15 protein-coding genes and 1 tRNA gene are annotated in these 15,651 nt (G+C 47.3%); 8 read left to right on the forward strand and 8 right to left on the reverse strand.

The features are described from left to right. Positions 1-198 precede the first annotated feature (198 nt). Complete coding sequence (locus QUE65_RS03075) at positions 199-714, forward strand: DUF1003 domain-containing protein (RefSeq protein WP_286281822.1); 516 nt, start codon at positions 199-201, stop codon at positions 712-714. A gap of 273 nt (positions 715-987) precedes the next feature. Here QUE65_RS03075 and QUE65_RS03080 read toward each other — a convergent pair whose 3' ends face one another. Both QUE65_RS03080 and QUE65_RS03085 read right to left on the reverse strand, forming a co-directional pair. Further along, positions 988-1,848, reverse strand: coding sequence for an NAD(P)H-hydrate dehydratase (locus QUE65_RS03080; protein WP_286281824.1), 861 nt, complete (start codon positions 1,846-1,848; stop codon positions 988-990). A 2-nt stretch (positions 1,849-1,850) separates the two neighbouring features. After that, a complete protein-coding gene (locus tag QUE65_RS03085) occupies positions 1,851-3,266 on the reverse strand; it encodes an MBL fold metallo-hydrolase RNA specificity domain-containing protein (RefSeq protein WP_286281827.1) in 1,416 nt (471 codons plus the stop codon). 89 nt (positions 3,267-3,355) lie between these two features. Between QUE65_RS03085 and QUE65_RS03090 the strand changes: the two genes are divergently transcribed. Then, the gene (locus QUE65_RS03090) at positions 3,356-3,781 is read left to right on the forward strand and encodes a universal stress protein (RefSeq protein WP_286281828.1); all 426 of its coding nucleotides are present in this window, start codon (positions 3,356-3,358) and stop codon (positions 3,779-3,781) included. A 756-nt stretch (positions 3,782-4,537) separates the two neighbouring features. On the opposite strand, the gene QUE65_RS03095 is transcribed toward QUE65_RS03090, so the two are convergent. Together QUE65_RS03095 and QUE65_RS03100 are read right to left on the reverse strand one after the other, a co-directional pair. Then, positions 4,538-5,275 (reverse strand): recombinase RecT, encoded by a 738-nt coding sequence (locus tag QUE65_RS03095; RefSeq protein WP_286281829.1) that lies wholly within the window; start codon positions 5,273-5,275, stop codon positions 4,538-4,540. Next, positions 5,272-6,243 (reverse strand): YqaJ viral recombinase family nuclease, encoded by a 972-nt coding sequence (locus QUE65_RS03100; protein ID WP_286281830.1) that lies wholly within the window; start codon positions 6,241-6,243, stop codon positions 5,272-5,274. Before QUE65_RS03100 ends, QUE65_RS03095 begins: the two co-directional genes overlap by 4 nt. Positions 6,244-6,374: 131 nt before the next feature. Between QUE65_RS03100 and QUE65_RS03105 the strand changes: the two genes are divergently transcribed. The 3 genes from QUE65_RS03105 to QUE65_RS03115 all read left to right on the forward strand — a co-directional run bounded on the left by QUE65_RS03105 (position 6,375) and on the right by QUE65_RS03115 (position 8,548). After that, complete coding sequence (locus QUE65_RS03105; RefSeq protein ID WP_286281831.1) at positions 6,375-6,554, forward strand: hypothetical protein; 180 nt, start codon at positions 6,375-6,377, stop codon at positions 6,552-6,554. A gap of 797 nt (positions 6,555-7,351) precedes the next feature. Beyond that, on the forward strand, positions 7,352-8,317 hold the full coding sequence (locus tag QUE65_RS03110) for a hypothetical protein (RefSeq protein ID WP_286281832.1): 966 nt from the start codon (positions 7,352-7,354) through the stop codon (positions 8,315-8,317). 48 nt (positions 8,318-8,365) lie between these two features. Beyond that, a complete protein-coding gene (locus QUE65_RS03115; protein WP_286281833.1) occupies positions 8,366-8,548 on the forward strand; it encodes a hypothetical protein in 183 nt (60 codons plus the stop codon). Between the two features lie 45 nt (positions 8,549-8,593). Here QUE65_RS03115 and QUE65_RS03120 read toward each other — a convergent pair. After that, positions 8,594-8,670 (reverse strand) — tRNA-Met (locus QUE65_RS03120). Positions 8,671-8,880: 210 nt separating this feature from the next. Here QUE65_RS03120 and QUE65_RS03125 point away from each other — a divergent pair. From QUE65_RS03125 to radA, 3 genes are read left to right on the forward strand one after another with little or no spacing between them, the layout of a single operon-like run. Continuing rightward, a complete protein-coding gene (locus tag QUE65_RS03125; protein ID WP_286282414.1) occupies positions 8,881-10,722 on the forward strand; it encodes a potassium transporter Kup in 1,842 nt (613 codons plus the stop codon). Next, positions 10,722-11,216: a hypothetical protein gene (locus QUE65_RS03130; RefSeq protein ID WP_286281835.1), complete on the forward strand. Its 495-nt coding sequence runs from the start codon at positions 10,722-10,724 to the stop codon at positions 11,214-11,216. Before QUE65_RS03125 ends, QUE65_RS03130 begins: the two co-directional genes overlap by 1 nt. Position 11,217: 1 nt before the next feature. Further along, entirely contained in the window at positions 11,218-12,579 is a 1,362-nt protein-coding gene (gene radA / locus QUE65_RS03135; protein ID WP_286281837.1) for a DNA repair protein RadA, read from the forward strand. A 6-nt stretch (positions 12,580-12,585) separates the two neighbouring features. Here radA and prmB read toward each other — a convergent pair whose 3' ends face one another. The 3 genes from prmB to dapD form a co-directional block, all read right to left on the reverse strand. Beyond that, positions 12,586-13,455 (reverse strand): 50S ribosomal protein L3 N(5)-glutamine methyltransferase, encoded by an 870-nt coding sequence (prmB, locus tag QUE65_RS03140; protein WP_286282416.1) that lies wholly within the window; start codon positions 13,453-13,455, stop codon positions 12,586-12,588. 61 nt (positions 13,456-13,516) lie between these two features. Further along, positions 13,517-14,665: a succinyl-diaminopimelate desuccinylase gene (gene dapE / locus QUE65_RS03145; protein WP_286281839.1), complete on the reverse strand. Its 1,149-nt coding sequence runs from the start codon at positions 14,663-14,665 to the stop codon at positions 13,517-13,519. A gap of 3 nt (positions 14,666-14,668) precedes the next feature. Next, positions 14,669-15,496: a 2,3,4,5-tetrahydropyridine-2,6-dicarboxylate N-succinyltransferase gene (gene dapD / locus QUE65_RS03150; RefSeq protein ID WP_286281841.1), complete on the reverse strand. Its 828-nt coding sequence runs from the start codon at positions 15,494-15,496 to the stop codon at positions 14,669-14,671. Positions 15,497-15,651 lie beyond the last annotated feature (155 nt).

The raw sequence follows: 15,651 nt of genomic DNA on the forward strand, positions 1-15,651 counted from the left end.
CCCCCTGAGCGCACCAGATCTTGGAAATCGCTGTTGGATGGATTGGTGGAATTGAGAGTGAGATTGCTCACCGATGAGATTGATGGGAGTAGGGTGGTGATACCGGATGGAATCTAGTCACAATAAGCGTCTAATGGAATTTGTCGGGAAACCCGACAAATTAGGCGTACAGTAATAGTAACTATATAGGGAGGTTCTATGGTTACTACTACACCTACACATCAAGACCTGCAAACTTTAGAGACCCTTCGTCTTCATAGAAGAGCGCATCGTGAAGGATATCCCGAAAGGATTCCAGTTCATATCCAGCAACCCATAAGTGAATTAACAATAGGTCAACAAATATCAGATGTCGTAGCGAAGACGGTGGGATCTTGGAAATTCATCATCATCCAGAGCGTTTGTATTTTTGGATGGATTACTTATAACTCTATCAATAATCCCAATCCCTGGGATCCTTATCCCTATATCTTGCTCAATTTAATGTTGTCATTTCAGGCCGCCTATACAGCACCGGCGATTATGATGAGCCAAAATCGGTTATCGGAAATTGATCGGCAACATGCCAATAATGACTTTGAAGTGAACGTTAAAGCAGAGTTAGAGATTGAATTGCTGCATCAAAAAATAGATATGCTGAAAGAGAAAGAATTGTATACACTTACCAAGGCGGTCGAAAACTTAAGTCAGAAATTAGATAACTATAAAAGATGATGGCTTAAATTAATAATCATCTTAAAATACAGGGTGTTATTACATCGATGGCACTTTAGTTTTTAACTCTTTTTTGTAAGTTACTGGTTTAACTCCTGTTGTGCCCACCAATAAATTCATTTATAAAGATTTTTGCGACGAAGGTATTTGTTTCATCCGAAGCGGCTGCTACCACATTTGTTTGGTCACGACTTGGTATCGGCATCGCAAGGTACCCTGTCAAATGGAATCAAGAGTCTCCGCCCGGACCCCATTGGGGCCCATGGGGACAATCTAAGCCTGATTAATGAATTTACGAACTGCTTTGGCCAATTCCAGTGCGGTCATGCCATTGGGCCCAATCCCAGCCTCAACCAGTTGATCGGCGGCACGCGCATGAAGCTCAACAGCAAGACAGGTTGCCTCCCATAAATTGAGATGATGGCAAATCCCTTGGGCTGCAAGTGAAGCGATGAGGCCCGTTAAGACATCCCCCATGCCACCGGTTGCCATCCCAGGATTGCCTACATTGCAGGTATAGATCGCATCATTTGGCGAACCAACTAATGTATGGTGACCTTTAAGAACCACATAGCAGTGAAACAGATCAATCAGTAACTGAATAGCCCCTGATCGATTGGCTTGAATTTGTTGCGCCGATATGCCCAATAGACGAGCTGCTTCACCAGGGTGGGGCGTGATTGTGCAGGGATCTTTACGCTCTCGCAATAATTGGGATAACCGTGGGTAGTCAGCAATCAGATTTAAGGCGTCCGCATCTAAGATGAGTGGACCAGTGAACGCAAGACCTACCTCTAAGAATTGTAAAGCCTGATCACTTAAACCTAAGCCAGGGCCAATCGCAAGGCAATCGGGCTGCATGTGCTCAATGAAATCATGGGCGTTGACCACCTCACTAATGTCCTGAACCATCCACTCCGGTTGATCAATCTGCACATGGGCTGACTTCGAATCCAAGACCCCAATCATGGTCCAGCCAGCGCCACTATAAAGCGATCCATACGCGGATAAAAAAATAGCACCGGCCATACCGGGTGCGCCGCCTACGAGTAATACTTTCCCCATATCGCCTTTGTGCGCATCGGGTTTTCGAATCAAGCGTGAACGTAACGCCAGGGCATTTAGGTTTGGCATGATTAGAGAGAGTAGGTGCTATGGCTTTGAGGGATGTGAGGATGCTCCCAGCCCAGTTGGGTATGAATCGCTGCCTTCAGTTGTTCTGCAGCATAGGGTTCTCCATGCGTAATATAAACATGCGAGGGTGGTTTCTTAAACCCTTTTAACCAACGTATGAGTCCAGCCTGATCGGCATGGGCTGATAGCCCCCCAATGGTGTGAATGGACGCTTTCACAGCAACTTCCTTGCCGAACAAGTGCACGAGTTTGGCTTGATCAACCAAACGTCTACCCAAGGTGCCTTGTGCCTGAAAACCGGTGATGATGATCGCATTATTGCGGTGTGGAAGATTCCATTTGAGGTGGTGCACGATCCGACCTGCCTCGCACATACCGCTCGCAGAAATAATAATGGCGCCACCCTTAATGCGATTGAGTGCTTTGGATTCTTCAACGTCGGCAATAAAACGCAGATCTAAGCGATTAGGGTTGGTTTGATACCAATCGTAGATGGCTTGCGCGGCTTCATCGAGGGAGGAGCGATATTCCTCGGTCAATCGAGTCACCGAGGTGGCCATGGGCGAGTCGACCCAGATCGTGAGATAGGGAAGGTGTTTGCGTCGCACTAAATCCATTAATAGAAAAATGATTTCTTGAGTACGCCCAACCGCAAATGCGGGGATGATGATATTGCCATTGTGCTTTAGCGTGTTCGTAATGACCTCGACAAGCTCATCTTCCGTATCCTCAAGCGAACGATGGAAGCGATCGCCATAGGTTGACTCCACAATTAAGGTGTCAGCATGCTCAATTAGCTCCGGATCATTCATTAAAGGTCGCTCGAACATTCCCAAGTCTCCTGAGAAGACCGTGCGATGGCGTTGTTGATTCTCTTTTTGAATATCAATGATCGTAATTGCAGCACCTAAGATATGGCCCGCATCCAAAAATTGAATTTCAATGCCTTGACCTGGAGTAAACCGTTGGTGATAGGGTATGGTCTTGAGTTGTGCCAAGCAATCGATGGCCTCAAGGGTGCTATAGAGCGGAACTGGAAGATCGCCTTTCCAACGGCCCTGAGCTCGTTTGCGTTGGGCGCGTTCATAATCGGCTTCTTGCAGATGCGCGCTATCCAAGAGCATGATTTTGAGCAGAGCGGCTGTCGCAGGTGTGCAATAGATCGCCCCTCGAAATCCTTGAGCGCATAAACGCGGCAATAATCCACTGTGGTCAATGTGCGCATGGGTCAACACCACAAAATCCAGTTCACTGGGAGGAATTGGGAGTTCAGCTAAATTTTTATCGTCTGCCTCACGACCCCCTTGAAACATCCCGTAATCGACCATAAAGGAGTGGTTAATCCCACATGCTTTGCCACGGATTAGGTATTTGGAGCCAGTGACCTCTTGGCTTGCGCCAAGGAATTGGATATGCATAAAAACCTGTTGTATTTGATATAGATCAAAAAGATAGTTAACTAAAACAATACACTGGACTTATTAAATCAAATAGTGAAAGAGAGCATATGAAAATACTACTACCAATTGACGGCTCAAAGACATCATTGAATGCTGCCAAATATGTTGCTCAACTGGTTGCAAATATGCGTAGTAAGTGTTCTGTCACTCTAATTAGTGTTCATGATGATTTTGGTTTAAATCATGTGAAACAGTTTGTCAGCAAAAGCGTGGTGGATGACTATCTCCGTGAAATCAGTGAAAAAGAGTTAAAACCTGCCCAGAAAGCTCTAGATGCAGCAGGCGTTAAGCACAATATGATTATCAAGCGCGGTCATGTTGCTCAAGAAATTCTACAAACTGCCACAAAAGAAAAGTTTGACATGATTGTGATGGGTGCTAAGGGTCGTGGCGGTATGCTCGATCTCTTGATTGGATCGGTTGCTCAACGGGTTGTGTCGTCAGCCAAGCAGCCTGTTCTCTTGGTGAAATAAGTTATTTTTGGTAAAAAAGCACATGATTTCTTAGATCTTTCAATTGCTAAAAAATTGATTTTTCTCAACATTTATTTTTAATTACACTATTAATTGGTTTTATAGCAGGTATGTCAGTTTTCCTGACAACTGCCTGCATACACTAAACCCTCATGCGTGACCCCAGCTGACGATATTCCCCCAGCGTTTTGACGAACATTTATTCAGGGCACTGCAAGCCATTGTTGAGCATTGTGTTACGCAGATTTATCAGCCCTTCTAAGCCGCGGGCCGCTGGCCCGCCCCTTTACTTAGTTTCAATCCGTAGCGTTACTTAAAGTAACGCTTGCCCTGCGAATAACCGGGTTTACATTGTCAAAAATAAAGCTATCTTTATGCAATTTTTATTAAATACACAGTTTGATGGACACCTGACTGATTGCAAAAATTAACCTGTTGAATTCATTGAAGTCTTTGGAGCAATCATTTAATACAGCAATCTGGTTTAGAACATTGCTCCAAACCATCGAAATTACAGAAAATGAGTACTAGCCGTCAAATTCATTCATTTTCGCCACACAAAAACTCGCACACCGATAATTAAATGCTATAAGTCATTGAAATCATAATGGTTTTATTTGGTTGTCTGTTCTCATAATTGACTTATCCAACAGTCTTAATTCTTAAGATTGCAATGGTTCAAAATAATTGATGAATAACATAGAGTTAAATTCACCAAATTTAAGTTAAGTTAGGTTAGGTTAAGTTAGGCAGGTTTTATTTTTTATGAGTCTCTCGTAATAAATGGGCTTTGAGAATAGTGCCGTGACTTACTATCGAGGGTATCCCTGCATGCGGGACCGGGTTCTTAATATCTAGTTGAGTTTTTACCAATGCTGAAGCAGGGCTCTTACATTCAGGAACTGTAATGCCAAAGGCTAGCCGAGCGCATTGCTGCATAGCACGGTGTCGCAGCATGCGCCGTGGCATGACCTGCCAACAGGGGTGCTCGGTTTTGAGTTCGACTAGGTATTCTTTGACGGTAATGGGTTTCACGCGATCGGTGCGGTAGATGGTGCAACTCATCCAGCGTGGGATAGCCCCATCGTGTTCTTTGGATTCGGCAAATTCAATCCCACAAAAGGCAGGTTGGGCGTTAATCAATTTGGCCCAACCGTTGACGGTAATCAAGGCTTGCCACTGACCGGCTTCGTATTGCACGAGATCGATTTCATCGGCTTTGGGATCTAAGCGATACTGCGTAATTAATTGCAAGGTAATGGTGCGTGTATTGATACTCAGGTTTGGATAGCTAGCTAACCATGCCTCCAACTCGCTGCCTCGCATTCCAATGGCTTTAGTAGCTGCTCTTAGGACCGGATCTTTACGGACCGATTTAGCACCTATCTTCGTTTTGGGTATTCGGTTTGCGGCATTAGGTTTAGGGGCACTGGTTTTGGATGCCTTCCCTTTAGGTGGTGGTGAAGGAACAACTTGCGATGGATTGGCGATCATGCGACCTCCAGGGTCTTGTTGCCAGCACTCTGCTCGGTGATTGCTTTGATCACGAGCCGGCGACTTGCTTGATTCATCACTTTGTATTGATCAAAGATGGCAGCCTCTTCGCTTTGGAGTCGTTTGGTATCAATGCGATAACTGGGTTTAGGGGCTTTCCAGGTGGCTAATACGGATCCCTCGTGGGTGAGTATTTCCGCGTCTTGCATCTGGGCCATGATTTGCGTTTTGATGGCACTTAGCTCCCCCTCACACACTTCGCTTTGCTGTGAGAGCTGATGGAAGCGGCGCACAAGATCGACCGTTTGGGAGTTGGCCTCCACGCTGTGCTGTGCTTGACCCTTACTAAAGAGCAATTGGCAGTCGGCCTCCGATTGCACGGGTGGCGGGATGTCTTTTAAGACATGCTCATGCCAAAAGTGAAGGGCTTTATCCAGGACGAGGTTTTCCAGTTCCATGTCACGCTCAATGTGATAAATCCGAAAGTCGGTATTTCCAAAAAGAACCGCGACATCGGTTTGATTAATTCCTGTAACCGCCATGTACCAAATCGCTTGGCATAAATAACTCATTGGCACTTGATCGCTACCGGATTCACCCCATTGACCGCGCGAGAAGGGATTGGCGGTTTTGCATTCGAGGATTTTGGTGGGCGGCTCCTCTAGACCATCGGTATGAATGAAGCGATCAATGTGCGCGCCCATGAACTGGTAGGTCGGATGGATATATATAGACTCATCGTGACGTAAACAAAAACCCGTCGCCTTGGCGTATTCATTGGCGACAAATTCTTCCACAAAGGAGCCAAACCGCAGGGGTAGGCTATCGGGCTGCTTCACTGCTTTACCGGTTTTTTCCAGCCAGACGTCGATGGGGCTACGAAAACTCGATAAGCCTAAGATTGCGCCAATATCCGAGCCGCCTATATATTTAGTACGATCCTGTGTAAAATCATGATTTTTAAGCATATTTAATCTCCATTTAAATATATATCATTACATAAATGATATATTTAATATTATTATAGGTATAATTTAGATTGATTACAAGTGGTCAAATAAAGGCAGCTAGAGCACTTTTAGGGGTTACTGTTGCCGAAATGGCGAAATTGGCTGGTATTGGCTTCACTACTATGGTTCGACTTGAATCGGCTGACGGTGTTCCTGGGGGTAATCTCAAAACAATTACCTCGGTAAAAGATGCTTTTGAAAAAGCCGGCATCGAATTTCTTGGAAGTCCTCAGGAGGGCGCCGGCGTTCGCTGGAAAATTAAGCAGTAATTTTGACTGTGCGCTATGCGTCAGATGGTATGCAGTCCTCATGCGATGAAGTCATGGTGTATTAAGAGATAAAAATCCCAGCAAAGTACTACAACGTCCTACCAAAAAATACTTTGTAACACCAATTACAGGCGTATCGCTGATGAGTTGTTTTAGCGACAAATTTTTTTAAAAAAATTTGCAAAACACCATACCAAATTTTTTATTTTTCCCTATACTATGTTTACGGTATTGCATTTATTAAATGCAGTATCTAGTGGTTGACAAATCAACTACGCCAACATGGGGCCAAAACCCCGTGCACAAACAACGGGTGCTTATTCCCGCTATGAATACGAAATAAGCAACAAAGGGTTTCGTTTGTACCCGCAACAAAAAAGCAAATGCGTGCAGTAACCATTAGTCACCGCTAGTGGGGTTTTACAAGTCGCAATGGCCAAAACTGTTGTGCAATCATGGGCTCAAACACCTATGAACACCAAAATGTCTTCGGACCAAAATCCGATGACATACAAAACGGGCCGCTGACTCCTGCCAAAACTATGTCAGCACAGCAGTAACCACTGCACAAAACCAGTGGGGCGCTTATCCAACGTCTAGGTAAGCGGCAATGGTTCCTAGGGCCATTGCAAATGGACGCAGGGTTTCTTCGTTCCATCAAAACGATGCGTTTACGTAGCTGTTCGTGCGGCACAAACCCGTACGCGTTTTACAACCAGTGCCTTGCGCCATGACGTTGTCGTGGTGTTGGGGGTATCCATTTATTTTTGCCAGATTGGCAGAAAGGTATTGACATTATGAGTAGTAAATTTCAGGGCCAAACTGGGCCCAAAAGCGCGGCAGGCAAGCGAATCGCAAGTCTCAATGCGCTCAAGACCGGTTTATTTGCTAAATCCCCGCTGTTACCTTTTGAGGACGAAGCACAATACAAGCGGCATATCAAATCCGTATGGCAGAGCTTAAGTCCGGAGGACGCGGTACAGGTACAGCTGGTTCAGCAAATCGCCGATAGTATGTGGCGAGGTACTCGCCAAGAGTTTCGCGCAGCCTTGCACCGCGAGGAGGTCTTCAAGCAACTCACGCCTAAGATCCTAGCAGGCATGATGGGGCTTAGTGAAACGCTAGTCTCGCACGCACCAGCGTTTATTGTGACTCCAAATCACCGCTTTGGTCGCGCCTACTTAAAGCAATCGCGCCAACGCTTTGCACAGTACGAGCATTTACAGCGCAATGTGAAGGGGGTTCTCAACTACAACATGGTGTGGCGTAGCTACCCGGAGTTCTTTCAGGGTCTTGATTTATGGTCGAAAAAAGCCGTGTCACCAAATATTTTTATGTTCAATAACCAGGGTATTGAACTCTATTGGCAGACCCACCCCAAAGAACTCGAGGCGCTGATTTCTGAGTACGGCAGTTTCTTATGGTACGTCGTTAATTACGATGATTTGCGTCCTAAAATTCGTACATGGATGGCAATCTGGTTTTTTGTGCGTGGCCGTCACTGCCAAGAGGTCGAAATGTATGACGAGATTGTGTTACGTGAACGCCGCTCTTGTCAGCTCTTACTGGATGCATTTTTTAAGTTGCGTAAAAGTCAGATGGACCACGCACTTGTCATGCATTCACGACTCTCACTCGAGCCACCCAATACGTTATCAGGGATGGGTTCGATTGAATTAGGTGCTGAAGAGATTCCGGAACCCAAAACTCGTTCTGAAAAAAACGAAATGGCAGATTCCGCTGATGAATCAAGCACTTCGTGATTTTGGTCTGAGGTAATTTGCAGGACCTGGCGTGCAGTTTTGCACGCCATGCCACGTTCTTTAACAATTCGAGTGACGGTTAGCCGCGAGGTGGTCAAGGGACCATCTCGCGTGCTACGCTTTTACAAACGGCAAATTCCGATGAATACTTTTTTCCAACGCGTGCTGATCTTATTTGGTGTGCTGTACTTACTCACCGGCATTGCGAAGTATTTGGGGTGGTGGGGGTAGGGCTGCAGTTGAGGATTGTGTAGCGCACATCATCAACTAAAAGATTGGTTGCGGGGATAGGATTTGAACCTATGACCTTCGGGTTATGAGCCCGACGAGCTGCCAGACTGCTCCACCCCGCGCCTGAGACCATGATTCTAGCATTATTAGGCACTCCCTGTCGAGAAAAGCGCGACTGTAGCGTGCTTGGTGGGCGTATCATATAGGCACTTTTGTGAGGAAGGCTATGCGCTATGTCCATTAGTAACCCAGAATTCTCCAATTCATCGCTACTCAAGCCGGTTGAAATTCACGGCACCGATGCGCATCCGAAAAAGAGTTTGCCGCTTATCATGCTCGCTGCAATTGGGGTGGTGTTTGGTGATATTGGCACGAGCCCTCTGTATGCCCTCAAAGAATGTTTTGATCCGACCCATGGCATTGCCTTTAGTCGCGAGGCGCTCTTTGGTGTGATCTCCATGATGATTTGGGCGCTCTTGATTGTCGTCACGCTCAAGTATGTATTTGTGGTGATGCGCGCCGATAATAAAGGCGAGGGCGGCGTCCTTTCATTGATGGCCTTAGCGCTGCGCTCCATTAAGAGTGACAGCCGGCAATATTTTCTGATTATGGTGATGGGCATGTTGGGCGCTTGCATGCTGCTTGGTGAATCCGTCATCACGCCGGCGATTTCGGTGCTCTCCGCGGTCGAAGGCATTGCCATTGCGACCCCCACGCTCGCGAATGCGGTCCTACCAGTTTCGGTCATCATTTTAGTGGCGCTCTTTGTGATTCAACGCTTTGGCACCGCAGCCGTGGGTAATTTATTTGGTCCGATTACCCTCACGTGGTTTATTGTGCTCGCGATCTTGGGATTCATGAACATTGGCCGCGCTCCTGAAATTGTGAGCGCCTTTAATCCGCTCTATGCCCTGCAATTTGTGATCGATCATCCCTTGACTGCCTACATTGTGATGGGCTCGGTGGTGCTCGTCGTCACTGGAGTCGAAGCACTCTATTTGGATATGGGTCACTTTGGTAAAAGCCCCGTGCGCTACGCCTGGCTCTTCTTGGTATTACCCTGTTTACTGATTAACTACCTCGGCCAAGGCGCCTTACTCCTCACCAATCCAGAGGCTGTAAGTAACCCATTTTATTTAATGGTCCCGGAGTGGGCCTTGTGGCCGGTGGTGGGTTTAGCCACCGCGGCCACCGTGATTGCCTCCCAAGCTGTGATTTCAGGGGCTTTCTCCCTGATTAATCAAGCCATCTTATTAGGCTTTGTGCCGCGCATGAATATTTTGCACACCTCCAACGTCGAGCGCGGGCAAATTTATATCCCTGCAGTGAACTGGGCTTTATTGATTATGGTGATTGTGACCACGATGGAATTTGGCGAGTCGGTCAATCTCGCTGCCGCGTACGGGATTTCAGTGAGCTCAACCATGCTGATTACCACCATTTTATTGAGCATTGTGATGCGGCGGGAATGGCACACCAATCCCATCATCATTTTGGTGATGATTGTGCTGTTCTTTGTGATTGACTTTGCCTTTTGGACCGCAACCTTAATCAAAATTAAAGATGGGGGTTGGTATCCCTTGGCACTAGCCATTCTGATTTTCACCTGCCTCATTACCTGGTACCGAGGCCGACAGCTCTTGCGCAATAAGCTCATTCAGGGATCCATTCCACTGGAGATGTTCATTAAAAACTTATTGGCCCATCCACCCCATCGGGTGGAGGGCACCGCCATCTTTTTAACGCCGCACATTGATTTTGTGCCTGCCGCGATGTTGCATAACCTCAAACACAATCACGTGATGCACCAGCGCATCTTCTTTCTGAAATTGAGTACTTGGGATGTGCCCTTTGTGCGCGATGAGGAGCGCTTATCGATTAAAGATTTGGGGGGTAATGTCTATGTGGTGCGCAGCGTGCATGGCTTTAAAGAAATGCCCGACGTGAATAAAGTGCTCGATTTGATTACCAAGCAATATGGTTTGTCCTTTGATCTCATGGATACCACCTTCTTTTTGGCCCGGGACGCCATTACCCCATCCAAATCCCCTGGGATGGCGGTCTGGCGTGAGCGTCTTTTTGCCTGGATGATGCAAAACGCGGCCAAGCCATCGGATTTCTATAACATTCCAGCCAATCGTTTAGTCGAGTTGGGTGCTAAGGTTGAGATTTAATGACGGATCAAAATCGATCATTGGTTTTTGCCATGCTGTTGGCAATGTCCGTTGCTCCAGTCCATGCGATGACGAGTGATGAGCTTGAACTGGAAAAGCTCAATCAAATTGAAGCGCAACTCACGCTGCAGCGCGAATGGGTTGAATATCGCTGGAAAAAAACGAATGCGGAGTGTTATGACAAGTTCTTCGTGAATTCATGCCTTAGTGATGCGCGCGCAAAGTATCGTCGTGAAATTGATCCGATTCGGGCGCAGGAGGTCTTGCTCAACGAAAACCAACGCATTATCAATGAGCGCATCAAAACGGATCGCGATGCACGTCGTGCTGCTGAGCGAGCTGATCCAAAACGGGCACAAGAGCGAGCTGAGAATGAAAAAGCGTTTTTACAAAAACAAAAAGATGCCGCTGCACGCGCCGCTGACCTTGAGGAGCGTCGCAAGGATGCGCCACGACGCGCTCAGGAAAATAAGTCGGGCGTGAAATTAGACTGAGATGGCAAAGACCAAAACACTTTACGTTTGCCAGGCCTGTGGGGGCAGTTCTCCCAAATGGCAGGGACAATGCCCTGCATGCGACGCATGGAACACGCTTGAAGAGTCTCTCGCCGAGACTGCAAACCATCGTTTTCAAGGGCTTGCCAAGTCAATCCCACGACAAAGATTGGTGAGCATTGAGGCACAGGATTCGCCACGATTACCAACCGGAATTGTTGAACTCGATCGCGTCTTAGGCGGAGGATTGGTGGCAGGTGGTGTGGTCTTACTCGGCGGTGATCCAGGTATTGGGAAGTCCACCTTATTATTGCAAGCCTTAGCCGAGCTAAGTATGCAAGGGGTCGATGTTTTATATAGCTCCGGAGAGGAGTCTGCTGCTCAAATTGCATTGCGTGCTCAGCGAATTTCCCTTAATGCACCTCAACTTGAAATCTTGGCAGAGATTCAGCTCGAAAAGTTATTGCTCTCGGTTGAGGCGGCGCAACCGCAGGTTTTAGTGGTTGACTCGATTCAAACGCTCTATTCCGAGGCATTTACATCGGCGCCTGGATCGGTTGCTCAAGTTCGTGAGTGCGCCGCCCAATTAACGCGGCTCGCGAAATCAAGTGGGATCTGTATTTTATTGGTTGGCCACGTTACGAAAGATGGTCATCTGGCTGGTCCTCGTGTGCTGGAGCATATTGTGGATACCGTTTTGTATTTTGAGGGCGATACGCATTCGTCATTTCGCTTAGTGCGCTCCATTAAAAACCGCTTTGGCGCAGTGAACGAGCTTGGCGTCTTTGCGATGACCGAGAAAGGTCTTAAAGGGGTTAACAATCCCTCCGCACTTTTTCTGTCGCAACACCCGCAAACGGTGCCTGGTTCCTGTGTACTGGTCACCCAAGAGGGTAGTCGACCGCTGTTGGTTGAGATTCAGGCGCTGGTTGATACGGCGCATATCCCCAATCCAAGGCGCTTGGCGGTGGGTTTAGAGCAGGCACGCTTGGCTATGCTGTTAGCGGTTTTGCACCGTCACGCAGGCATCGCTTGTTTTGATCAAGATGTCTTTCTCAATGCCGTGGGTGGGGTCAAAATTACCGAGCCCGCCGCTGATCTTGCAGTTCTACTGGCCATCACATCCTCAATCCGCAATCGGGCTCTACCAAAACAGTTGGTGGTATTTGGTGAAGTTGGTTTGGCCGGAGAAATTCGTCCATGCCCTCGGGGTCAGGAACGACTCAAGGAAGCTGCTAAATTAGGATTTAAGATCGCCATTATTCCTAAGGCTAATTTGCCAAAATCAAAAATGACTGATTTACAAATGATTGCTGTTGAGCGGATTGATGAGGCAATCGCTGCGGCGAACGACCTTTTCTAATTGGCTTTAGTGGCGTAAATCGTCTGCCTCAATCAAACAGATTTGCCGATCACCTGCGGATACTTCCATCCAAATTGGTGAAAGATGTCCGAAGGCTTTTTGGAAGTGATCATACTCATTGCCAATTTCAAGTACTAATGCGCCGCGTTCATGGAGGTATTCACTGGCTGAGGCAATGATCTGACGAATCAGATCCATGCCATCTGCTCCACCAGCAAGCGCTTCGCGTGGTTCAGCACGGTACTCGGGTGGCAGACCTTGCATCGATTGCTCATTGACATAGGGTGGATTGCAAATAATTAAATCAAATTGCAAATCCTGCTTTGCAATCGGTTCCCATAGGTCTCCATGCAGTAATTCAATACGGTCACTTAAGTGATGGCGATCCAGATTGCGAGCAGCGAGAGCGAGGGCTGGTAGAGAAAGATCACTCGCTGTAACCTGAAGATCAGGGTAGCAAAGTGCCATCAGCACGGCCAACGAACCATTACCAGTGCATAAATCAAGCACCTGACCATCGGCAGGCAACCATGGCTCAAACGATTCATGAACAATTAACTCAGCGATGAAGGAGCGCGGGATGATGCTTTGCGGGGTGCAATCAAACGGTACGCCCATTAACCACGCCTCACCCAAAAGATAGGCTAGGGGTTGGCGCGATTCAATCCGTTTTTGAGCGATCTCCAGTGCTTTTTGGCTGAGCTCTTTAGAAATCGTGAATTCCAATTGTTCGAGCGTTTCGGAGGGCGACTGCTCCAATTGTTTGCTGACAATCCACAATGCCTCGGACTGTGCATCACTCGCACCATGTCCGTAATGAAGATCGGCTGATTCCAAAACATCCTGAACGCGTTGACAACATGCATCAATTGTCATCACAGACAAATTAGTTGGTATGGGAATGGGGTCCATGCGAATAGGTTAACCCAGCAAATCCTTAGGCAATTAGCTTTTCAAGCGCGCGACGATAAATATTTTTTAGAGGTTCAATTGAGTTCAGTGCCACACGTTCATTGATCTTGTGACTAGTTGCATTCACAGGCCCAAACTCAATGAGTTGGGAGCAAATTTTGGCAATGAATCGACCATCGCTAGTGCCACCGGTAGTCGAGAGCTCGGTCTGAACTTCAGTCTCTGCCAAAATAGCCTCGCGCATAGCGCCTGCTAATTCCCCATCACCAGTTAAGAACGGCTCACCACCTAAAGTCCAGTCGATGCTGAACTGAAGATTAGCTCCCCGCAAGATCGATTCAACCGCCGCTTTTAATTGCTCTGGGGTGCTTTCGGTTGAGAATCGGAAATTAAAGTCAATCACCAACTCACCCGGAATAATATTGTTTGCGCCCGTGCCCGCATGAACATTTGAGATCTGAAAGCTAGTTGGTTGAAAGTATTGATTACCATGATCCCACTCCTTAGCCACCAACGCTGCAAGCGCTGGAGCAATCTCATGAATTGGATTGCGTCCTAAGTGGGGGTAGGCAATATGCGCTTGCACCCCTTTGACTTTGAGTTTTCCTGAGAGCGACCCACGGCGCCCATTTTTGATCATGTCGCCTAAACGCTCGACGGATGTGGGTTCACCAATGATGCAGTAATCCAGTTTCTGACCCCGCTTTTTAAGAAGATCGCATACGATCACAGTGCCATCATGGGCGGGACCTTCTTCATCACTCGTAATTAAAAACGCAATTGAGCCAGAGTGATTGGGATGTGTTTTCACAAATTCTTCGGTTGCCACCACAAACCCCGCGAGGGAGGTTTTCATATCCGCCGCGCCGCGACCGTACAGAAATTGATCACGCTCCGTGGGTATAAAGGGATCATTGGTCCACTGCTCAAGTGGTCCAGTAGGCACAACGTCCGTATGTCCAGCAAACGCCAATACTTTTCCTTTGGGATTGGAACCCCGTTTAATTGCCCAAAGATTGGTCACTTGAAATTCCTTTGGTCCGCTAACGATGGTTTCAACTTCAAAGCCGATCGCTGTTAACCTCTTTGCCATCAGTTCTTGGCAACCGCCGTCCGCAGGGGTGACCGAGCGACATGCAATGAGTTCTTTAGTCAGCGAAAGGGCCGAGGTCATCAATTAGTCACGCAAGAGTTCGTTAATCGCTGTTTTTGCCCGAGTCTGGGCATCCACTTTTTTCACAATCACTGCCGCATACAGACTGTATTTACCGTTACTCGCTGGAATCGATCCTGGAACCACGACCGATCCTGCGGGCACCCGACCATAATGAACCTCACCGGTTTCGCGATCATAAATCTTGGTACTCTGGCCAATATAGACACCCATCGAGAGAACACTGTTCTCTTCGATCACAACCCCCTCAACTACTTCAGAGCGTGCGCCAATAAAGCAGTTGTCTTCGATGATGACAGGGCCTGCTTGAATGGGCTCTAAAACACCACCAATACCAACGCCGCCAGAGAGGTGAACGTTTTTACCGATTTGTGCGCATGATCCGACCGTGGCCCAGGTATCGACCATTGAGCCTTCGTCCACATAGGCGCCAATGTTCACATACGAAGGCATGAGCACAACGTTTTTGCCAATGAATGACCCGCGACGTGCAAAAGCAGGTGGTACTACCCGAAATCCGCCCTTGGCAAAGTCTTCGGGTGAGTAATTGATGAATTTGCTAGGCACCTTATCGTAAAACTGAGTAAACCCACCTGCAGCCATCGGTTGATTGTCCTCAAGGCGAAACGAAAGTAGAACCGCCTTTTTGACCCATTGATTGACATCCCATTGACCAACTGCCCGTTTTTCAGCAACTCGGATCGAGCCATTGTTAAGACCTTCTAAAACCGTGCTGACTGCTTGCTTGATATCGGTCGGAGCGGAGCTTGGGGACAGATTGCTGCGGTTTTCCCAGGCTTGATCAATGGTGTTTTGTAGGGCTTGCGTCATAAGGAGAGGTAACTATAGGATTGATAAGGATTTTTAGAAAATTTGATTTTTGATTGCTCAATAATCATTATATTGGGGCTTGCACGGAAGGGTTAAATGCCCCTGAGATTGTTATCATCATGGATTACAGCGTTTAGACCATTATTTCCCTAATT

This window comes from Polynucleobacter sp. HIN8 (assembly GCF_030297615.1).
Taxonomy (GTDB): Bacteria; Pseudomonadota; Gammaproteobacteria; order Burkholderiales; family Burkholderiaceae; genus Polynucleobacter.